The sequence below is a fragment of the Brevibacillus composti genome (assembly GCF_016406105.1).
Lineage (GTDB): Bacteria > Bacillota > Bacilli > Brevibacillales > Brevibacillaceae > Brevibacillus > Brevibacillus composti.
Genome location: NZ_CP066308.1, coordinates 1,266,143 through 1,286,536, shown reverse-complemented (window position 1 = coordinate 1,286,536; position 20,394 = coordinate 1,266,143). Strand labels below are relative to the sequence as shown.

Sequence of the window (20,394 nt, the reverse complement as noted above, 5' to 3'; positions counted from 1 at the left end):
GTACAAAGCTCCTAAAGCAGTGTAATCGGACAAAGAGAATTGAGCTCACGTCGATTTCTTCTATGACCGCGTATTTTTTTCCGTGCTACACCACGGGATGATCGCAGCAAGTTGACCCCAGCGTATGTCATTATACAATTTCCCACCAATTCAATCATGATCAACTCACTCCCACCTGCTCGATTATTTCTGTGAATATCTCATTTTGCATGAACCTAATTTCAATTATGAGAGGACGTAACGCCTTCGGAAGACAAATAATTTTGTTTATTCAGTAAGCCCAAAGACAATACCATCAGGAAAGATATTAAGAAAAATTAAGTTAATATATTGCAAAAATAGGATAAAGTTGTTATTATAAACAAAAAATGGTATTTAGAGGTAATTTTGGAAATGAGAAAAATATGGTACTGATGAGTTGGTGAAAGTAAATCTTCCTAGTAAAGCAACGAGCACTCTCGATAAAATTGAATTCGCTCTAAATGAATTATTATCAGGAAAACACGAAAAAAACAATCTTTTTAGTGAAATCCCTAAAAATACTAAGATCGAAAAACTGGACATTAATGGAGAAAGGTTAATAATTGACTTTAGTGAAGAATTTGTTGATAATCTGACTAACAATCATAATGTAGGCTTTATATTGGACTCATTATTGGGGACTATTTTTCAATTTGATGAGATCCATGAAGTAGAGTTTCTAGTAAATGGGAAGTCGCTTAAATATCTAGATATGTATGACTTTTCAATCCCGTTTGAACGGGTGAATGTGACCGATGAAGGAGAAGTGGAGAGTAACAGTAAAATTGTTCCTTTAGGTAATGATCCTGGAGTTGACCCCGTAATTGTAATTGATCCTGGTCATGGCGGAAGAGATCCAGGTGCAGTTGCAAGCGATGGGACAACAGAAGCAGAATTAAACTTAAAAATCGCAAGATTACTTAGGGATTATCTTGAGGTGGAATTAGATGCTACAGTCTATATGACGCGAGACTCCAATGATTATGTTGACTATGTTGATAGGTATAGCCTTGCAAATGATGTAAATGCAGATTTGTTCGTAAGCGTGCATCTAAATTCTGTAACAGATACAAGGGTTAAAGGAACAACTGCAATTTATCCAAACAACCACCATATATCTTTAAGTAGGAGTTTAGCAGGATTTATTCATGATAGAGTTATAAGTATACTCCAGGACTACAAAGCACCCTATCAGGATAATCGAAATCTTGCAGTACTCAGAGGAACACAAATGCCTGCGGTCATTACAGAAACTGGATTTATTTCAAATAGTTCAGATTTAAGATACTTGAAAACTAGTGATGGACAAGATGGTATTGCATATGAAATTTATCGAGGAATTCAGAATTGGTGGCTTTATTAACGTACAGCACCTAAAACATTATGATTGCTGCGAGGGAAACTGGAATGATGCGAAAAGTACAACCTGTCTTCACTTTTTTTTCCTGTTTTTTGTGCTTAGTGCCTGCTCAAATGTACAAGATAACGAAACCGTTGAGGAAACGATACTGAACATCGCCACTCAGTATATTGAGGCGGAATATAGCGGAAACAGAGAAGTTCTTCTTCGCCTTACTGCTGGGGATGCAAGAAAGGCAGTGGAATCCGGAGAACTGGATGTTTTTCATAATCAGTACCTGGATAAAATAGTTGAAGCGAAAGTCAATAAAATATCAGATGATCAGTACAGTGTAGTCGTTACCGTAAGTGCTTCTCCCACCGAACAGGAACAGACCACTCATTACTTTGAAAACATCACGATATCCAAAAGAAATGATACCTGGTTCATCACAAAAGTAGACCGTGATCAATGACAAAGCCCACTTACGCCTCTGTTTAAGGGTGCTTCGTTAACCTCTATCATAGGCTAACCCATTTGACTATAGTGCGTTTTGACCAAAAAGAAGTAGATCACCCTTGAGCTTCCCAACTCCGTGATCTACTTCACCCAGAACTATGAGCCGCCCCCATTGGGGGGAAGGTCTATTGTGCAGACCGTGGGTGTGACAGCACCTGCGGTCTTTTTAGTGTATGCATGGTCTAGTAACATGATACCACAATCTAGCTAATTTGTACCCTGATTGTCCATTTTTCATTTGGAAGATTCCGAGGCCAACAAGTAGCCCCGAAGCAGCACAACAGGAACAGCCCACCCATTAGGGTTCATCGCAAAAGCTGGCCGCGATGTGTAAGGTCCACCCCCGATCAAGATAAGGTGGACCGGCACCACTTTGATCCGGAAGCCGGTTCCCGATATGGAAAAGCAGGAGACGGAGCAGATATCAGCACGAAAAGTCCGTCAGGTGTCAGCTTGTAAACGGTCAAATGTCACCCGTGATCCGTTTGTACATAGTCACGTTATCTTTTCAAAAAAGATGGTTGCTCCAATACGCCTGGAGCCGCGGTGCTCACACTCTCCTGCCCTGCTGGACAAGCCAGCTTTCGAGAGAAAACGAACGTTTTCCCCCCAAAGCCGGACTGCCCGGCTACTCTCCCATGTATCGTGCTGCGTCAAAATCGATCGCAATCGAATGATTGGCGGCTTCGATCTTGCCGGACAACAGATTGGCCCGCCGCTCCAGCTTCTTGCCCAGCTCTCTGTAGGCATCCGGGTCATAGGTAGCGACTGTGATCAGATCGCTTCCCCCTTCCTGATGACGGGAGCGTCCGCGTCCGTGAAAGGAGGCGGGGGCGTGTTCGATCTTTTTTCGCATGCCCAAAATTTTGCACTGGCTGGCCTCTTCCCGCAGCTGCTTGGCCCGTTCGATCGCTTCGATCAGGGAAATCATCTTGCCATCCCACTCGACCGCTTTTTGCAGGTTGGCCTCCGCGATCAGATGACTCAATCGCAGGTAATCGGCGCGTGCTTCATCCAGCTCGGCGGTGATCATCTCGATGGTGCGCTGGGGGAACTCCGGCTTCTCCCCTTTGGCGACGGTGACACTCGCATATTCCATGCGCTCTTCCCGCAGATAATCGATCTGCCGCTCGATCGATCTGCGCAGGGGAATCGCTTGCGCTAATGTAATCATCGGCTTCTTCCACTCCTTTTCCTTCCGAAAGCCTTCCTGTTATTGGACTTATTCGGACGAGAAAAGTTTTGCAGGTTGATGAAAAAAGCTCCGGCTGAGAGATCTCGCGCCGGAGCTTTTGCTTGCAATGGGAAGCGCTGCGAATGGGCCATCGCCATTCGTCTAGGACAGCTTCAGTTTGGCAAATTTCCGCTTGCCCACCTGAACGACCAGGTCATCAGCCAGTGCCACATTCTGGTTGATGTCGCTCACTTTCTCTTCGTTCACCTTGACCGCGCCCTGCTGCACCATGCGGCGGGCCTCCCCTTTGGAATCGGCCAGTTTCAGGTCAAACACGAGGTTGACGATATTGACTTCGCCACTTTCATAAGCGGACTTGTCGACGGTCACCTCGGGGATATCTGTCGGCAAGGCGCGCTGCTGGAAGACGGTTTTGAAGTAGTTCTCTGCCGCTTCCGCCTCCTCCTCGCCGTGGTACATCCGGACGAAGGTCTTGGCCAGCCGCATTTTGGCATCGCGCGGGTGGATGCTGCCGTCGGCAAGACCCGCCCGCAGCGCCTCCAGCTCTTCATTGGACAAATCGGTGGCCAGCTCGTAGTAGCGGACCATCAGCTCATCCGGCACCGACATCGCTTTTCCGTAAATTTCGTTGGCCGGTTCATTGACGCCGATGTAATTGCCCAGGCTCTTGGACATCTTCTGTACGCCGTCCAGCCCTTCCAACAGCGGCATGGTGATGATCACTTGCTGCTCCTGGCCGTACTCCTTCTGCAGGTTGCGGCCCATCAGGAGGTTGAATTTCTGGTCGGTCCCGCCGAGCTCCACATCGCACTGCAGCGCGACGGAATCATACCCTTGCATCAGCGGATAGAAGAACTCGTGCAGCGAAATCGGCTGCTCATTGTTGTAGCGTTTCTCGAAATCGTCGCGCTCCAGCATACGGGCGACGGTGGTCTTTGCGGCCAGCTCCACCACGTCGGCAAAGGTCAAGGGCGCCAGCCAGGTGGAATTGTAGAAGATCTCAATCCGGCTGGCGTCCAGCACCTTGCCGAATTGCTCCACATAGCTCTTGGCGTTTTCTTTTACCTGCTCCTCGGTCAGCGGCTTGCGGGTTTCCGATTTGCCCGTAGGATCGCCAATCCGGCCGGTAAAATCGCCGATCAGCAGTTGGATCGTATGGCCCAGCTCCTGGAACTGGCGCATTTTTTGCAGCACAACCGTATGGCCCACGTGGATGTCCGGAGCCGACGGGTCCAGACCCAGCTTGATTTTCAACGGCTGTCCGGTGACGACATAACGCTCCAGCTTGCGGCGGAGGTCCTCCTCCGGAATGATTTCCATGACACCCCGGCGAATCACCGCCAGCTGGCGCTCCACTTCCTGTTTCTGCGCCTCGGTCAAGGTGAATTTTTCTGTGCTTTGTTCGCTACTCATGGATTCATACAGCCCCTCTTTGTCAAGAATCGTCAAAAAACAAAAAAATCCCGTCCCCTGATAGGGACGAGATGAAACCCGCGGTACCACCCTAGTTGAAAAAATGAAGACTCATTTTTTCCGCTCGACATGCAGGATATCGGCCTGCACCGTCCGGATTGCCGGAGAGCTCCCGACGTGTACTTCACGATTGTGACCGGGGCTGGTTTGCACCTTCCACCAGCTCTCTGCATTCCGCTCGTCACATGCTACTGTCGCCGTTCAACGCTCATATTCCTATGGGGTAAGGCATATACAGCTATTCTTGCATAAACCGTCGCAAGCTGTCAACTCGGCCGCTATCATCGTGTGAGTCAAGCCATAGTGGGCAGGATTTTTTTGTCTCCAAAATAAGACTTCTGGTTTCCTCTTCTTGAAAGCGCTTTATTTTTGTATGATTCCTTTCTTCCACTCGATTTTTGCCTCATCCGCGAAGGGCTTTTAAGGCCAGCCCGGTAGGGCTGCTTTGATATGGCCCGTGCAACAGGCGGATCGTCCCGTTTATATAGCCTTTTGCCTGCTCTTTCACTTCCCGTAGCAAGTCCTTCACTCGGACCATTGGGTTGGGCTGTAACACTTGCTTCTTCGCTATCGCCTGGCCGCTCAAACGACTTCCCTCTTGTCGTGCCATAATGGCTCGCAACATCGCTTGTACTCCCCGTACACTCCAACTGTAGCCGCCTCGTTTGGTCCTTTTTGCCATCACCCGCATTTGCGCTTCCGCACTCCCCATTGGACGCATGCCCGTCGTGTCGATACCAGCTTCACCCAGAACCTTTCGATAGTCGATAAGATGCCTTCGATGCCGCCGTAAATAGGCCACGTATTTCCGCCATTCGTTCCGGTGCTCTTCCAGAATCTTTTCCTCCGGTACGGACTCTACTGTCGCCAGCAAGATATCCGCTTCAAAGGCCGCCAACGCCTGCCTTACCGTCTGCCACGTCTCTGGCAACTGACCCAGGAATCGGCGCAATTCTCGCGCCACATGAAAGCGATCCAGTGTGTAAATACAGCGGTGAAAGTAGGATTCGCATTCTCCAATCCAATTGGCCCCATCCCCATTGACTACGATCCATGTGTTTTCATCCATGTCGTAATGACGAACCAGAAAGTCGCCAAACCCTTCCCAGAACTCTCCCTTCGTCGTATGCAGGTAATGGCGTTTCGACCTAAGCCGCACTCGGTCCCCCTCTTGTTCCCATCCTTCGTGCACAATCGCCATTCGATTTTCCATTCCCCGCTGGCGTTGCCTCTGCAATGAGGTGTAAAGTCCATCCACTTCCACAAACAATACGCGAACCGACCTTCGGGTCGCTTTCGACACGATGGTTGATGCTTGTTCAACCCGCGTGATTAGTTTGTCCCGAATGGCCTCATGGCTCAGTACCCGATACCCCAGTAACGCTTCCAAGCGTTTTGCGCTGTCCCGGTACGAGGGGCCTTGGCTAGCAAATTCGATCGCTATCTCTTCCAAAAACGGGCTTAGCTTCTCCCGCCCGTCAAAGGCCAGCATACGATCCAACAAATACACATGTTGACCCTTCACGCGATCCTGATACAATCGCCGTTTGAATCGAACCGTACCAAAGAGCGTGTCGATCTGGACTTCTCGTTGGTCCTTTAGCCGAAAGCGTGAATGATCCCGTTGATGCATCAGATACTCGTCCAACGCTTCCAAAATATAAGCCATACCGGCAGCGAACTGTTCCTGCAACGTTCGAAACAACAACGTTTCAAGCTCTTTCATTGTGGGAAATTCCGTGGTAAACTTGCTCACAGGGTTTCTCCTCCTTGGTGTGTTTGGTTTTGGCGCTTTACACTTTACCAAGAAGAGAAGCCCTTTTCTATACCCTCCAACTGATTTTTCTTCAAAAATTTCTTTTCGGTTTGCCCACGAACATTTTACTCATACGCTATCATCGCGGTTTTTCCTATGGTATAATCAGGATGCTAGGGGGTCGTAGATCATGTCGAACAACCACACTTCTTCCTCGGAGACGACAAAGAAAAAACGCCGGCGTAGCCGCAGAAGAATGGTAACGCTCATCGCCTCTGGTCTGCTCATGCTCGGACTGATGGGGGGCGTTTTGGCAGGAGGAATTCTGGCAGGCTACGTTGCCGCCCTCGTGAAGGAAGAGCCTGTTCGCAGCAAGGAAGAGCTGGCAGAAAAGATTTTCACCAACTACCTGACTGGCTTTGCCTACTACAACGACGGTTCGTTGATCGGTCAGCTGCGCGCATCTGAGGGTGACCGACGACTGGTGAAAAAGACGGAGGTATCGCCTTACCTCATCAATGCCATCATCGCCACAGAAGACAAAAATTTCTTTCATCACAAAGGGGTGGTCTTGCAATCGACACTGCGGGGAGCCTACCAGGACTTTACCAATCAGCCGGTCGTAACCGGCGGGAGTACGCTCACGCAGCAGCTCGTCAAAAATACGATCCTTTCCCAGGAGGTAAGCCATTCCCGCAAGGTTCGGGAAATCTTCAGCGCCATCCGGATCGAGCGCATGTTTTCCAAGGACCAGATCCTGGAGGCATACCTCAATGAAATCTACCTGGGGAAAAACATAAATGGTTCGGTCGTCTACGGTGTGCAGGCGGCGGCCAAGGGGATTTTCGGCAAAGACGTAAAAGATCTCGACTTGGCGGAATCCTCCTACCTGGCGGGGATGATTCAAAACCCCGGCATGTACACGCCTTTTACCGCCGAAGGGTACCAGCGCGGCAAGGAACGCCAAAAAATGGTACTCGATCGGATGATCGAGAACGGCTACATCACCCAGACTCAGTATGACGAAGCTCATGCGGCCGATCTGCAGGTGCGGCTGGCGAAGCCGACGCAGCAGGCCTATCGGGATGTGCCGTTTCTCATGATGGAGATCGAGGAGCGGGCTGCACGCGCCCTGGTGGACAGCGAACTGAAAGCAAAAGGGCGCGACAAGGAAACCATCGGGCGCAATGAATACCGCCAACTGATCGAGGAAAAGCGGCGGGAAATCCTGACGCGCGGCTATAAGGTGCACACCACCATCCATAAAGGAATCGACAAATACATGCAGGAAATCGCCGCCGATCCGGATAACTTCGGGAAGAACGCGACATATACGATTCGCCGCTCGAACGGGAAGACAGAAAAGATTGAAAATGCGCTGCAGGAAGTGGGCGCGATGCTCATTCACAACAAAACCGGCGCGATTCTGGGCATGATCGGCGGCCGCGATTTTAAAGTGGAACAGACGAATCACGCCACCGCTCCGCGCCAACCGGGCTCCGCGATGAAGCCGCTGCTGGCCTATGCCCCTGCTTTTGAACTGGGTATCCTGCAGCCGGGATCGCCGATCGACGATTCGCCGCTGGTTCTGGCAGACGGCCAAAAAGGCTCTCACATGCCGATGAACTGGAACAATAAATTTCAGGGCATCGTCAGCGTCCGTGAAGCGCTGCGGCAGTCCTGGAATATTCCGGCGATTAAAGCCTACCTGCAGGTGGGCATCCCCACCGCGCTGGAATACGTGAAAAAGATGGGTGTCACCACCATAGTGGAGAATGATCACTACGCGGCGACAGGGGTAATCGGCGGCCTTACCTACGGATTGACCGTCGAGGAGATCACCAACGCCTATGCCACTTTTGCCAACCACGGCTCATTCGTCGACGCCTATCTGATCGACCGGATCGAGGACAGTCAGGGCAGAATCGTCTACCGCCACGAGGGGCAGCCTGTCCAGGTGTACAGCGAAGAGACGGCATACCTGATCACCGACACGCTCCGCGATGTCGTCAATGCCGGGACCGGCGCCCATATCCGCAAGCACGTGCCGCGGAAAATAGACATCGCCGGCAAAACGGGGACGACCAATAATGACAACGATCTCTGGTTTGTCGGGTATACGCCGGAGGTTTCCCTGGGCGTCTGGATCGGCTATGACGAGCCGTATCGGTTGCCGAGAAGGGATCAATACGTACCGATGACCGTATGGAGCAAGATCATCAAGGAAATTGGCGAAAAATATCCGGAGGTCTCGCCGCCGGATGCCACCTTCAAGAAGCCGGCAGGCGTGATCAGCCTTACGGTAGACAGCAAATCGGGCTTGCTTCCCAGCGAGCTTTCCAAAGAAGCGGGACATCTGATCACCGATTTGTTTAACCGCCGCTTTGCCCCGACGAAAGTGGACGACGCCCACAAGCGCGCCCGCATCGTCATCTATAACAATGAACGCTATCTGGCAAAAGAAGGCACTCCTGACGACTTCGTGACGGAAGGCATTTTCTATCGCTCGCCAGACCCGGCTCCGGATGGCAAGCGGATCTTGGAAATCACCGAAGAAAATCGGAAATCCGCCGCCAAGCCGGCCGATTGGGAGCATCGCTTGCCAGAAAAAGAAGACCCGCGGACAGCGGTCGAAGGCGCTCCCGCGACCCCGCGCAACGTAACGGCGACCCATTCCGGCAATCAGACGGCGATCGGCTGGCAAGCCGGAGGAGAGGCCGATCTGCTCGGCTACCGGGTCTACCGCTCAGACTCGTACGCAGGATTCGTGCAGATCGCGACCGTGAAAGACCCGGCCGTCCTGACGTATACCGATGAAGGCGGAAACGTCAATGCCGGATACTACGTCACGGCTGTGGATATCGAGGGGAATGAATCCTCCCCTTCCGCCATCGCATCGCCCGGATCTTCGGCAGGCACGTGGGAGCTGCCTGTCGGGCCGGACAGCGGAGCAGAAATGCCCGATATCCCGGATGTCATGCAGCCGCCGGCAAGCTCTGTTCCCGGGGAAAATTCGGGTGATAACGGAACGGGAAGCGGAGCGGATAACGGATCGGACCAACCTGCTGCCGTTCCCCCCTCCTCTCCGCAATCGCTCAAGCTGACCCTGGCGTCGGGCGGGTGGAAATTGGAGTGGAAGGCGAACCGGACCAGCGAACAGGTCATCGCCTATAACATCTACTTCAGCCCCGATCCCGCCAGCGGTTACCTCCTGCTCGATACCGTGACAGGAACCAGCTATGTGCACAAGATCGGTGATGTGGCCGGAACCTATTATGTCACCGCCGTGAATAATTACGGAGAATCGCCACAATCCAACAGTGTAAAAGCAAACGAAATGGAATACAGCTAGAATCAGATGAAGCAACAGAGATGGTACATACGGGCCATCTCTGTTTTCCTACTACGGGAGGTGACTGTATGGAACACGTCAAAAGATACAGCTCCAAGCGTCTGACGGTAAACGGCACCGAGCTGCTGCTGGAGGGTCCTGTTCCTGCCGAGCGTCTGGCGGCGATGCGATTTGATGAAGGCTTGAAGGCGTTCCGGATTCCCGAGGAGCAGCAGAAAGCGCTGGTCGAGATCGCCAGCCTGCCCGAGGGGCGAATCGTTCTCGCTCGCGAGGCGGATCTGGTATTGGGGTACGTCACCTTTCTCTATCCCGATCCGATGGAGCGCTGGTCGGAGGCGAAGCTGCCCGATTTGCTGGAGCTGGGCGCCATCGAAGTGAGTCAGCGGATACGGGCAGGCGGCGTTGCCAAAGCTCTTCTGGAGGTCTCCTTCAGCGATGATGCGATGGAAGATTACATCGTGATTACGACGGAGTACTACTGGCATTGGGATTTGAAAGGCACCGGGCTGGATGTCTGGCAATACCGCAAAGTGATGGAAAAAGTCATGGGCAGCGTGGGAATGGTCTGGATGGCTACCGACGATCCGGAGATCTGTTCTCACCCGGCAAACTGCCTGATGGCTCGGATCGGCAAGCGCGTGCCGCCGGAGTCTATCGCCGCTTTTGACGCCATGCGCTTTCATAATCGTTATCTCTTCTGACTTCCCTGTCTCGGCCCGACGACGATCACGAACGGATCATATTACATTCGTCAACATTGCCTCTGACGAATCGGGAGGTTTCCTATATGCGAGTCGAAAACATCATGCGCAAGCGAGTCGTCACGGTATCTCCCTTGACGACGATCGGTGAAGCCCTGCAATTGCTCAGGGGCAACCGAATCCGGCATCTGCCGGTCATCGAACAGGAGCGGCTGGTCGGCATCGTCTCTGACCGCGATCTGCGGGAGGCGCTGCCCTCGGCCTTGCTCCCCCGCGACGATGACCAGACGGTCTTGAACAAGCCCGTCTCCGCCATCATGAAGAGTCAGGTGCTCACTGCCCATCCGCTGGATTTCATCGAAGATGCGGCGATGCAGATCTATGAGCATCAAGTCGGCTCCCTCCCTGTCGTAGAAGGGAATCGGCTGGTCGGCATCATTACGGAATCCGACCTGTTCAACAGCCTGATTGAACTGTTTGGGGTCAACAAGCCAAGCTCCCATATCGATGTGGAAGTGGACGATCGCGTCGGCATGCTGGCAGAAGTCAGCCAGATCTTTCGCGAAGCCCAGATCAACATCACCAGCATCGTCGTCTTCCCGGGATCGCAGCCGGGGAAAAAGCATCTCGTCTTTCGCGTCCAGACGATTGATCCCCGCCCTGTTTTTCAATTGCTCCGTGACCGAGGCTTCACCGTTGGCACACCCGGTGAAGGGGGAATGCACCCTTGAGCCGGAACGCTCGTCTGGTCTACTCCCCGGAATACACCCGGTATTACTTTCACGATGAACATCCTTTCAATCAACGCCGCCTGCTGTTGACGCATGATCTGATGAGCGCTTACGGGCTGCTGCAGGACAGCGACATCCTGCCGCCGCGGATGGCGACAGACGAAGAGCTGGCCCTGGTTCACGACCAGCGCTATATCGATTTCGTGCGGGAACAGGGCCATAGCGACATAGAGCTCCCCGCTGCCGCCAGCTACGGACTGGGAACGGAGGACGTCCCCTGCTTTCCCCGTATGCATGAATCGGCTGCGCTCATCGTCGGCGGTACGTTGCAAGCGGTGGATGCGGTCATGAACGGCGAGGCAGACCACGCCTTCAATCCCGCAGGCGGGCTGCATCACGCTTTCCGCGGCCGCGCCTCCGGCTTTTGCATCTACAACGACTGCTCCGTCGCCATCGCCTATTTGCGCAAGCATTGGAATGCACGGGTGCTCTACATCGACACGGACGCTCACCACGGGGACGGCGTCCAGTGGGCCTTTTACGACGATCCCCACGTCTTGACTGTCTCCATGCACGAAACGGGAAAATACCTGTTTCCGGGCACGGGCAACTTGACGGAACGCGGAGATGGAAGCGGTTACGGCTACTCCGTCAATATTCCGCTGGATGCGTTTACCGAGGACGATTCGTTCCTGGCTGTCTACCAGGAGCTGATCCCCAAGCTGATTCGCGGCTTCAAGCCCGACGTCATCCTGACGCAAAACGGATGTGACGCCCACACCTACGATCCGCTGACGCATCTGGCCTGTTCGATGAAAATCTACCAGGCGATCCCGAGGCTTGCCCATGAGCTGGCCCATCAGTATTGCGAGGGGAGATGGATCGCTGTCGGGGGCGGCGGCTATGACATTTGGCGGGTCGTTCCCCGTGCGTGGACGCTGCTGTGGAGCGAAATGCGGGATCAGCCGCTGAGCGACGGTCCTCTGCCGGAGAAATGGCTGTCCCGCTGGCAGCCGCTGAGCCAGGAGAAGCTGCCGTCGACTTTGTTCGATCCGCCGTTTCCCCCCATTCCGCGGCGGTCTGAAATTACGGAAAAAAACCGCATCACGCTGGAGCGCGCGCTGATGCACGCCCCGATCGCCGAGTAGCATCTAGGCAAGAAGGGCGGGCTGCAGGCAGTGAAAAAACAAAAAACCGGTCGAAAATGACCGGTTTTTTTACATGAAGGATCGATCGGCAGAAACAGTTCGGGCAGCGGGCGCTTCTAGGCCAGCCCGGCGATCAGCTGTTCCAGTTCTGCCGGCTGGAAGCCTTTGACCGCCTTGTCCTTGACCACGGTGACCGGGACGCCCATGAAGCCAAAGCGCTCCACTTCTTCCTGGTAGGCCCGGCTGGTCATCACATCGCGGACTTCAAAAGCGATCCCTTTGGCGGTCAGCCATTGCTTCACCATATCGCAGTCGATGCAGTTCTTTGTCGAGTAGACGATGACAGCGGGTGTCATGTCTCTCAGCATCTGTTGGACGATATGGAAGGATCGTTCGGACGCCAGCTGGGTAAACTCGGCGAAATTGACGTGGGCGGAGCCGTCGGCCTTGTCCGACATGGAGCGAACCACGACAAAGGGAGTCTGGTTCATGTCGCACACCTGCCCGACTGCCGCCCCTTCCATTTCGATGCAATGCGCCTTGAACAGTTCGTACAGCTTTTGCACTTTTTCCTTATCCGCGACGAACTGGTCGCCGGACAGGATGCGTCCGGTCGTCACCTGAATCCCTGCATCCAGCTCCCGGCCCGCCTTGACGGCCAGCTCGATCAGGGCCGCATCCGCTGCCCAACTGGACTTTTCCGAAAACGGGATTTGTCCGGGCGCAAACCCAAGCGGCGTCACATCGATATCGTGCTGGATGCAGTCCGTGGACACGACGATATCTCCGATGTTCAGCTCGGGATGGACCGCACCGGCGACTCCGGTAAAAATGACGCGATCTACTTGAAACTGATCGATCAACAGCTGTGTCGTCACGGCGGCATTCACTTTCCCTACCCCCGACTTGCACAGCACGATCTCTTTTCCTTCCCATTTTCCTTGGTAGTAGGTAATTCCAGATTTTTCCACCGTGACCGCATCGGTGATCTTTTCCCGATACAGGGCAATTTCTTCATCCATTGCCCCGATGATTCCGATTTTCATCGCTGTTCTCCTCCTGCTGCTGCAGCCGCAGCGCTGATCTTAGCTGTCAGCCGTTTCGCGCGGACGCGTGCTCTCCCGATGCTCGATCCGATGCGGAAGCAGCACGACATGCTCATCCACCTGTTCGTTGTTCATATATTTGGTCAAGAGGCGCATGGCCACCGCCCCGATATCGTACATCGGCTGCACCACCGAGGTGAGCCGCGGACGTACCATCTCTACCAGGCGAATGTTGTCATGGCCGATGACCTCCAGATCGCGGGGAACCTGCAGCCCGGCATCCTGCGCCGCGTGGATCGCCCCGATGGCCATCTCATCGTTGGCCGCGAAGACCGCTGTAGGCCGTTCCGTCAGTGTGAGAAACTGGGCCGTCGCCTTGAGGCCAGACTCGTAGAAAAAGTTGCCGTGCGCAACCAAGGCCTCATCCAGCGGCAGACCGGCGTCCTGCAGGGCACGCTTGTACCCTTCGTAGCGGATCAAACCGCCAAGCGGGTCGTTCATCGGCCCGGTGATCATCGCGATCCGCTTATGCCCGTGATCGATCAATTCCCGGGTCGCATCATAAGCCGCCTGGAAATGGTCGATCGTCACCGAAGGCAGCGTATTGTCGGCATCCCTCGTGGCCGCCAGTACCGTCGGAACAGAGGCGGATTTCAGCGCTTGCAGATGGTCTTCCTTGATCTCCGCGCCCATGAACAAAAGCCCGTCCACCTGTTTTTCCAAAAGCGTGTTGATCAGCTGCAGCTCTTTCTCCAGGCGTTGGTCCGAGTTGCAGAGAATGATGTTGTATTTATACATCGTCGCGATGTCTTCAATGCCGCGGGCCAATTCAGAAAAAAACAGACTGGAAACATCCGGAATGATGACACCGACCGTCGTTGTCTTTTTGCTGGCTAGACCGCGGGCGACTGCATTGGGCCGATACCCGAGACGCTCAATCGCGCTCAGTACCTTTTTCCTGGTCAGCGGCTTTACGTTCGGATTCCCATTTACCACCCGGGAAACGGTTGCCATCGAGACTCCTGCTTCTCTCGCCACATCATAGATTGTTACCGGCATCACACACCCTCGCTTTCCCTATTTTATGGTTTTCATAGCATTTTCATAAATGTATGCACCTATGATACGACAAGGCGTGTCCGGTTGCAATCGTTTTCCGGACACTCTCCCCTGTCATTTCATCAGTTTGTTCATCGTCTTCAGCAGCTCGTCAATAACCTCGTTGTCCCCTTGTTGAATCCGCTCCATGACACAGCTTTTCATGTGTCCTTCGAGAAGCATTTTGCCGACTGCATTCAGCGCGGATTGAACAGCGGCGATCTGGTTCAGGATGTCATCACAGTAGACGTCCTTTTCCACCATTCCGCGAATACCGCGCACCTGCCCCTCGACCCGATTCAAACGGGCAATCATATTCGCCTTGATCTTATCTGCGCGTGGGGTAGACCGATCCGTCGAACAGCAATGGTCCTGCTCACTCATGGATAATGCTCCTCTCTCCGAAAAATGCTCCTATTATGGTTAGCTTACTGTTTAGGCCGTTTTTCGTCAAATGGCAGGGATTCTTCGTCACGATCATAACGATGAAGGGGCGATCGGTCAAGTCCTTGTATGTAACGAGTCTCCGTACCAGGAGAGCATGTTTCTTCTCGCTGCGGCCATGTGTCCAAGCGGTATTGATACCCCGCCGCCCGGTTCAGTCAGGTTAGAAAAAAGAGGCCCTCCCCGCCGATGTAGGGGAGAGCCGCTCTATGTGTTCGTTATCTTCGTCTTACACCAAAACCTTTGCTTCCTTATAGAGACCCGATGCGAGCAGTTCATCCACAATCTCGTTGAAATGCGGGATGGTTACCTGCTGTTTGGCATCGGAGAGCGCCACATCCGGGTCCGGATGCACTTCGAGCATGATGCCGTCTGCGCCGACGGCCAGACCGGCCTTCGCGGTCGGCAGAAGCAGATCGCGGCGTCCCGTGGAGTGGGTCACGTCCACGAATACAGGGAGATGCGTCTCCTGCTTCAAGAGCGGCACTGCCGAGATGTCCAGCGTGTTTCTCGTCGCTTTTTCATAGGTGCGGATTCCGCGCTCACACAGCATCACCTGTGTATTGCCCTCGGACAAAATGTATTCGGCTGCGTAGATGAACTCTTCAATCGTGGCGGACAGACCGCGCTTCAGCAGGATGGGGTGGTTCAGACGTCCAGCCGCTTTCAACAGCTCGAAGTTTTGCATGTTGCGGGCACCGATTTGGATCACATCGATGTATTGGGTAGCTTTTTCCAGGTCGGCAGGCGTCACGATCTCGCTGATGGTCACGAGGTTGAATTCGTCACCGATGCGCTTCAGGATCTGCAGGCCTTCTTCTCCGAGACCTTGGAAGTCGTACGGCGAGGTGCGCGGCTTGTAGGCGCCGCCGCGAATGACGCGAAGTCCGCGTTTGACGTGGTTTTCCGCTACCGCGCGAACCTGTTCGTAGCTCTCCACCGAGCAAGGGCCGGCGATCAGGAGCGGTTCGCCTCCGCCAAATTCTACGCCTTTCACTCTAAGTACAGTATCTTCCGGCTGCTTTTTCCGGCTGACCAGGAGTACCTTTTTGTTGTCACTCTTTTGCAGATCAAGCGACGCTTGGAATATCTGTTTGAAGAGATGACGAATGGTATTGTCCTCGAAAGGACCGTTGTTGTTTTCGACCAACAGGTTGAGCATTTCGCGCTCGCGCTCGGGATCAAATCGGTTGATGCCCTGTTTCAGCTTTTCTTTGCCCAGCTCCTGGACAAGGGAAGCACGCTTGTTGATTAAGGCGAGAATCTCCAAATTGATCTCGTCTATCTGTTTACGCATGGTTTCGACTGGATCATGTGCCATTCGTCTCCACTCTCCTCTTCTCTTCTGTTTTTTTGTAGGCTATTCAAATAAATTAGGGTTATTATAATTCATCGAAACTCCCTTGTCAGCAGTTTAGCGCCAAAAAGCGCGAAAGTAAATTGTGAAGTTTCTTTCACATTTTCAAAATTTTCTTGGAGGGCGAAGAAGATTCCTTGTTTCGACAGGATTCTTCAGCCTTCGAGTCGAATGAGTAGGAAGCATGATTTCCCGGAATTACCACCGGTACGAGGAGTGACATCCCATTGTCTGAGCACCCACATTCGGCCCCGGAAGAGCTGATTTTTGCTCTGGATATCGGGACGCGCAGCGTGGTAGGTTTGATCGTCGAGCCCACAGGAGAGCAGTTTCGCGTCATCGATTGCACGATCCGCGAACACAGCGAGCGCTCGATGCTGGACGGTCAAATTCACGATGTGATGGCCGTATCTAAAGTCATTGGAAAGATAAAAGAAGAACTGGAAGAAAAACACGGCCCGCTGACAAAGGTAGCCGTCGCTGCCGCGGGACGTTCGCTTCGGACAAAGCGCGTGCGCATGGACCTGCCGCTCTCCCGCCACGCGGCCGTGACCCGAGACGATGTGCTGACGCTGGAGTTTTCCGCCGTCCAGGAAGCCCAAGCGCAGCTGGCACAGGAACTGAATGAACAAGACGTGACCCGCTACTACTGCGTAGGGTACAGCGTGGTCAATTACTTCCTCGACGGCGAGCTGATCGGCAATCTGATCGACCAGCGCGGAGAGATCGCCAGTGTCGATGTGATCGCTACCTTTTTGCCGCGCATGGTCGTCGACTCCCTGCTCGCCGCACTCCATCGCTGCGGCCTGGATATGCAGGCCCTCACGCTGGAGCCGATCGCCGCGATCAACGTGCTGATTCCAGTCACCATGCGCCGGCTGAATATCGCGCTCGTCGACATCGGTGCGGGGACGTCTGACGTCGCGCTGACCGAGGAGGGGGCGATCACGGCTTACGGCATGGTCCCTGTCGCGGGCGACGAGATCACCGATGCCTTGATGAACGCCTTTTTGCTGGACTTCCCGATGGCGGAAGAGGTAAAGCGCGCGCTCACCCACGCCGAGAAGATCTCCTTCACCGATATCCTGGGATTGGAGCAAACCCTCTCCAGTGAAGAAGTCGTCAAGGCGATCCTGCCGGAGATCACCAATCTCGCCGGCAAGATCGCCGCGAAGATCCTGGAGCTGAACGGCAAGCCGCCGCAAGCGGTGATGCTGATCGGCGGCGGCAGCCTGACGCCCAAGCTGACCGAGCGCGTCGCCGAAGCGCTGGGACTGCCAGCCTCGCGGGTAGCGGTCAGAGGAGCGGACGCCATCCGCCAATTCGTCGGCGAGCATCCGCTGCTGGACGGCCCGGCCTTCGTCACGCCGGTGGGCATCGCCGTGGCTGCCCGCCGCCATCCGGTAAAATACGTCACCGTCACCGTAAATGATGCCGCGATCCGCATCTTCGACCTGCGCAAGATGACGGTGGGCGATGCGCTGATCGCGTCTGGCTTGGATATCCGCCGGCTGCACGGACGACCGGGGATGGCGATCACCCTGACGGTCAACGGCCGCATGAGGATCATCCCCGGCGGTCACGGCACCCCGCCGGTCATCGAGAAAAACGGAGAGGCGTGCGGGCTGGATACGCCGATCAGCGAAGGCGACCGGATCGTGGCTCTCGCCGGAGCAGACGGCGAGGATGCACAGGCCCAAGTGATCGACCTGATGGACAAGCTGGATACGCTGGAGCTGACCGTTAATGATGAGCCCGTCTCGCTCGGACCGATCGCGCTCGTCAACGGCATGCCCCATCCGCTGGACGCGCCGCTGCAAGACCGCAGCGAGGTCGTAATCCGGCTGCCGCGCACCGTCGAGGAAGTCCTGCAGGAAGCAGGCATGCTCGACGCCGGCGCTTCGGAGGGAGACGAGGAGTTCTTCCGCTTCGTGGTAAACGGCCGCGAAACCGTCCTGCCAGCCCGGATGAAGATCATCCAGATAGGCGGCAAAGACGCGGCGCTCAGCGATTTTATCCGTCCGGGAGACAGACTGGTGTACCGTGAGGAGCCCTACCACGCCCCTGCGATCCGGGACGTGATTCCTCCCGAGGAGTGGGTGCAGGAATCGATCTCGGTCCGCTTCAACGGTCAGCCGGTGACGATCACCCTCTCTGCGCTGAGCATTACCATGAATGGCCGCCCGGCCGACCAGGATGAGCAGGTGGAAAATGAGGCGGTCATCACCGTAAAAGCCTCGCCTCCGACGGCTCCCGTCTTCAGCGATGTGTTCCGCTATGTGGATGTCTCGCTGGAGCGGCCGGAGACAGAGGGCATCACCCGGTTGGTCATGCTGGTCAATGGCGAGCCCGCTTCCTTCCATACCGAGCTGCATGCGGGGGACAAGCTGGAACTGTACTGGGAATAACGCAGCACTCGGAATAATGCACCGGCCACAGAAATATAACATCCATAAAAAAAAACGGGCTGGCCTCGATGCCAACCCGTTTTTCTTTTGTCTTACCCCTGGACGGCTTCGGCAATGGCCGCCTTGGTAATTTTCCAGTGCGACGTATGCCATTTTACCTGGCCATCCTCCAGCAGAAAAATCTGCGGGGACTCGTGCTTGATCTCGAAGCGTTCGGCTACGGCATTGGACACCGGGCGATCCTCGCGAACCAGGATGACCGCCGCCGGAACCTCCTGCTCTCCCAAGAATGACAAGAATTCCTCATGAGCGGTGGTACTGATCGGGCAGATCGTGCTGTGCTTAAACAGCAAGCGTTTGCCCGGCTCCGCTACGAAACGGTCCAGCTCCTCCAAGGAATGAAGTTGATCCACTGACATCAGCTTTGCAGCTCCTCTCCAAATACGACGATGTGGCACTAGTATACGGAAAAGATAAGCGGAAGTCCATGTTTGGGGTGCAGGGCACTCCGCCGGTTTCGCTGCTTAGATCATGATTTTGGTCAGTCTCTGCCGCAGCTCTTTCATCCAGTCCTGATCCCCCAGCGACTGGGCCAGGAGAAACAGGTCCAACAGTTCATTTACCCTCTCTTCCAGGGCTTCCCGAACCGTGGCATCCTCCTCCTGCCTGGCGATCAAAAGGAGCATATGTGACAGCTCCGATACTTGCTCAAATTCAATACTCTGCCGCTGCGGGTTGTGGCCGAGATTCTCCATGAGGTCTTTGAGATCCTCTTTAACCACATCAATCACCTGCAAATGGGAACAGCCGTCATCCTGGCACACCTGGACCGGAACATTGGTTATTTTCACCCTTTTCCGGTAAACCACATTGCGCAGCACGATTTCTGTATCCTTTCCGCAGCGGCTGCATTTCTTGTGCATGCCTTCACCTCTATCCTGCGTATGTATGTCCCCTACCTATTCGATTTTTCAGGGTTCAATCCTGCTAAAACCGCGGTGGTACTTGGTGGATAGAGTGGCAGACACAAGAAAAAACGATGCCTTTTCCGGACATCGTTTCCGTCTCATCGGTGCGCGAGGATCTCCCCTGCATGCGGCCAATCCCTGCTGCCGCAGCCTTTTTCCGGTCAGCTAGCGGCAAAGCGGGCCCCGGCTCGGTCGATTTTTGTCCATCCCTTTTTCCCCGGGAGAGGAAAAAGGTGTCTGACAGAAATCAGGCGTAAATCGCGTTTACTTTTTCACAATGCGGACAAACCGCCACCTTCCCGGAGCGGCCTGCTTCGTCCTCCACCCGGTAGCCGGTAATTCGTTCGGAGAAGCAAAACAGACATTCCGTGCTGAAATCCATATCGTATTGCGCTTTCCAGACGATTGACTTGAAGTCTTCTCCTACGTTGATCATGACGGGTTCCAAGTAATAGTGGCCCATGCTGGACAAGGCTTTGCGCATGACAAATGCCATCCTTTCGTTTCGCGTAGTGCTTTCGTATCCTCTAGCTTTTCCATGTTTTCAGAATAATATACTTCGCAAAAATAGGCGTTTGCCCGTTACGGCCTTGTGCGAAAACCCATATGTTATGGATGTAAGCACTAACGCTTAACAAACAAAGGAGGATGTTGTAATGAGTAGCATCTTTAACGGAAACCTCGACGATTTCACACTCGTGTTGATTCTCTTCATCCTGTTGGTAATTGTCGGCTGCTCTTGTGACAATTAATCATCGAGTTTGGTCAAAAATGCGCGCATGATTGCATATACATGAAGACCGGATCCTGCATAAGCGCGTTTCATACGCAAGCTACC

Annotated in this window: 18 protein-coding genes and 1 other annotated feature; of the genes, 8 read left to right on the top strand and 10 right to left on the bottom strand. The window is 54.0% G+C overall.

All coding sequences use genetic code 11. The annotated features are described in order from the left end of the window. Positions 1-421: 421 nt before the first annotated feature. Both JD108_RS06580 and JD108_RS06575 read left to right on the top strand, forming a co-directional pair. The gene (locus JD108_RS06580) at positions 422-1,384 is read left to right on the top strand and encodes an N-acetylmuramoyl-L-alanine amidase (RefSeq protein WP_198829088.1); all 963 of its coding nucleotides are present in this window, start codon (positions 422-424) and stop codon (positions 1,382-1,384) included. Beyond that, positions 1,344-1,835, top strand: a complete 492-nt coding sequence (locus tag JD108_RS06575; RefSeq protein ID WP_198829087.1) for a hypothetical protein — start codon at positions 1,344-1,346, stop codon at positions 1,833-1,835. Before JD108_RS06580 ends, JD108_RS06575 begins: the two co-directional genes overlap by 41 nt. Before the next feature lie 672 nt (positions 1,836-2,507). Here JD108_RS06575 and JD108_RS06570 read toward each other — a convergent pair. The 3 genes from JD108_RS06570 to JD108_RS06560 all read right to left on the bottom strand — a co-directional run bounded on the left by JD108_RS06570 (position 2,508) and on the right by JD108_RS06560 (position 6,303). Next, positions 2,508-3,053 carry a hypothetical protein gene (locus JD108_RS06570; protein ID WP_198829086.1) on the bottom strand — a complete coding sequence of 182 codons (546 nt, stop codon included), beginning with the start codon at positions 3,051-3,053 and terminating at the stop codon, positions 2,508-2,510. A gap of 162 nt (positions 3,054-3,215) precedes the next feature. After that, a complete protein-coding gene (tyrS, locus tag JD108_RS06565) occupies positions 3,216-4,487 on the bottom strand; it encodes a tyrosine--tRNA ligase (protein WP_198829085.1) in 1,272 nt (423 codons plus the stop codon). A 59-nt stretch (positions 4,488-4,546) separates the two neighbouring features. Beyond that, positions 4,547-4,761: a binding site (T-box leader), on the bottom strand. Between the two features lie 189 nt (positions 4,762-4,950). Beyond that, positions 4,951-6,303: an ISLre2 family transposase gene (locus JD108_RS06560; RefSeq protein WP_198826639.1), complete on the bottom strand. Its 1,353-nt coding sequence runs from the start codon at positions 6,301-6,303 to the stop codon at positions 4,951-4,953. A gap of 190 nt (positions 6,304-6,493) precedes the next feature. Between JD108_RS06560 and JD108_RS06555 the strand changes: the two genes are divergently transcribed. From JD108_RS06555 to JD108_RS06540, 4 genes are all read left to right on the top strand, one after another. Further along, positions 6,494-9,655: a penicillin-binding protein 1A gene (locus tag JD108_RS06555; protein WP_198829084.1), complete on the top strand. Its 3,162-nt coding sequence runs from the start codon at positions 6,494-6,496 to the stop codon at positions 9,653-9,655. A 68-nt stretch (positions 9,656-9,723) separates the two neighbouring features. Continuing rightward, positions 9,724-10,356: an N-acetyltransferase gene (locus JD108_RS06550; RefSeq protein ID WP_198829083.1), complete on the top strand. Its 633-nt coding sequence runs from the start codon at positions 9,724-9,726 to the stop codon at positions 10,354-10,356. An 86-nt stretch (positions 10,357-10,442) separates the two neighbouring features. Next, a complete protein-coding gene (locus tag JD108_RS06545) occupies positions 10,443-11,087 on the top strand; it encodes a CBS and ACT domain-containing protein (RefSeq protein WP_198829082.1) in 645 nt (214 codons plus the stop codon). After that, complete coding sequence (locus JD108_RS06540; RefSeq protein WP_198829081.1) at positions 11,084-12,235, top strand: acetoin utilization protein AcuC; 1,152 nt, start codon at positions 11,084-11,086, stop codon at positions 12,233-12,235. The genes JD108_RS06545 and JD108_RS06540 overlap by 4 nt, the downstream gene beginning before the upstream one ends. Before the next feature lie 116 nt (positions 12,236-12,351). On the opposite strand, the gene JD108_RS06535 is transcribed toward JD108_RS06540, so the two are convergent. The 4 genes from JD108_RS06535 to JD108_RS06520 all read right to left on the bottom strand — a co-directional run bounded on the left by JD108_RS06535 (position 12,352) and on the right by JD108_RS06520 (position 16,144). After that, positions 12,352-13,281, bottom strand: a complete 930-nt coding sequence (locus JD108_RS06535; RefSeq protein ID WP_198829080.1) for a 5'-methylthioadenosine/adenosylhomocysteine nucleosidase — start codon at positions 13,279-13,281, stop codon at positions 12,352-12,354. A 39-nt stretch (positions 13,282-13,320) separates the two neighbouring features. Then, entirely contained in the window at positions 13,321-14,340 is a 1,020-nt protein-coding gene (gene ccpA, locus JD108_RS06530) for a catabolite control protein A (protein WP_198829079.1), read from the bottom strand. 114 nt (positions 14,341-14,454) lie between these two features. Next, on the bottom strand, positions 14,455-14,763 hold the full coding sequence (locus tag JD108_RS06525; RefSeq protein WP_198829078.1) for a metal-sensitive transcriptional regulator: 309 nt from the start codon (positions 14,761-14,763) through the stop codon (positions 14,455-14,457). A 289-nt stretch (positions 14,764-15,052) separates the two neighbouring features. Further along, positions 15,053-16,144 carry a bifunctional 3-deoxy-7-phosphoheptulonate synthase/chorismate mutase gene (locus tag JD108_RS06520; protein WP_198829077.1) on the bottom strand — a complete coding sequence of 364 codons (1,092 nt, stop codon included), beginning with the start codon at positions 16,142-16,144 and terminating at the stop codon, positions 15,053-15,055. Between the two features lie 263 nt (positions 16,145-16,407). Between JD108_RS06520 and JD108_RS06515 the strand changes: the two genes are divergently transcribed. Beyond that, positions 16,408-18,588, top strand: coding sequence for a cell division protein FtsA (locus JD108_RS06515; RefSeq protein ID WP_198829076.1), 2,181 nt, complete (start codon positions 16,408-16,410; stop codon positions 18,586-18,588). A 92-nt stretch (positions 18,589-18,680) separates the two neighbouring features. Here JD108_RS06515 and ytxJ read toward each other — a convergent pair whose 3' ends face one another. The 3 genes from ytxJ to JD108_RS06500 all read right to left on the bottom strand — a co-directional run bounded on the left by ytxJ (position 18,681) and on the right by JD108_RS06500 (position 20,040). Next, positions 18,681-19,007, bottom strand: coding sequence for a bacillithiol system redox-active protein YtxJ (ytxJ, locus tag JD108_RS06510; RefSeq protein WP_198829075.1), 327 nt, complete (start codon positions 19,005-19,007; stop codon positions 18,681-18,683). A gap of 105 nt (positions 19,008-19,112) precedes the next feature. After that, complete coding sequence (locus tag JD108_RS06505; RefSeq protein WP_198829074.1) at positions 19,113-19,511, bottom strand: hypothetical protein; 399 nt, start codon at positions 19,509-19,511, stop codon at positions 19,113-19,115. A gap of 292 nt (positions 19,512-19,803) precedes the next feature. Continuing rightward, positions 19,804-20,040 carry a hypothetical protein gene (locus JD108_RS06500; protein ID WP_198829073.1) on the bottom strand — a complete coding sequence of 79 codons (237 nt, stop codon included), beginning with the start codon at positions 20,038-20,040 and terminating at the stop codon, positions 19,804-19,806. A 172-nt stretch (positions 20,041-20,212) separates the two neighbouring features. Between JD108_RS06500 and JD108_RS06495 the strand changes: the two genes are divergently transcribed. Beyond that, entirely contained in the window at positions 20,213-20,308 is a 96-nt protein-coding gene (locus tag JD108_RS06495) for a YjcZ family sporulation protein (RefSeq protein ID WP_024982869.1), read from the top strand. Positions 20,309-20,394: the final 86 nt, after the last annotated feature.

Coding starts and splice junctions, on each gene's coding strand:
- tyrS (WP_198829085.1), bottom strand. CDS start 4,487: ATGAGTAGCGAACAAAGCACAGAAAAATTCACCTTGACCGAGGCGCAG.
- JD108_RS06550 (WP_198829083.1), top strand. CDS start 9,724: ATGGAACACGTCAAAAGATACAGCTCCAAGCGTCTGACGGTAAACGGC.
- ytxJ (WP_198829075.1), bottom strand. CDS start 19,007: ATGTCAGTGGATCAACTTCATTCCTTGGAGGAGCTGGACCGTTTCGTA.
- JD108_RS06495 (WP_024982869.1), top strand. CDS start 20,213: ATGAGTAGCATCTTTAACGGAAACCTCGACGATTTCACACTCGTGTTG.
- JD108_RS06525 (WP_198829078.1), bottom strand. CDS start 14,763: ATGAGTGAGCAGGACCATTGCTGTTCGACGGATCGGTCTACCCCACGC.
- JD108_RS06520 (WP_198829077.1), bottom strand. CDS start 16,144: ATGGCACATGATCCAGTCGAAACCATGCGTAAACAGATAGACGAGATC.
- JD108_RS06555 (WP_198829084.1), top strand. CDS start 6,494: ATGTCGAACAACCACACTTCTTCCTCGGAGACGACAAAGAAAAAACGC.
- JD108_RS06570 (WP_198829086.1), bottom strand. CDS start 3,053: ATGATTACATTAGCGCAAGCGATTCCCCTGCGCAGATCGATCGAGCGG.
- JD108_RS06575 (WP_198829087.1), top strand. CDS start 1,344: ATGAAATTTATCGAGGAATTCAGAATTGGTGGCTTTATTAACGTACAG.
- JD108_RS06500 (WP_198829073.1), bottom strand. CDS start 20,040: ATGCGCAAAGCCTTGTCCAGCATGGGCCACTATTACTTGGAACCCGTC.
- JD108_RS06505 (WP_198829074.1), bottom strand. CDS start 19,511: ATGCACAAGAAATGCAGCCGCTGCGGAAAGGATACAGAAATCGTGCTG.
- JD108_RS06545 (WP_198829082.1), top strand. CDS start 10,443: ATGCGAGTCGAAAACATCATGCGCAAGCGAGTCGTCACGGTATCTCCC.
- JD108_RS06535 (WP_198829080.1), bottom strand. CDS start 13,281: ATGAAAATCGGAATCATCGGGGCAATGGATGAAGAAATTGCCCTGTAT.
- ccpA (WP_198829079.1), bottom strand. CDS start 14,340: ATGCCGGTAACAATCTATGATGTGGCGAGAGAAGCAGGAGTCTCGATG.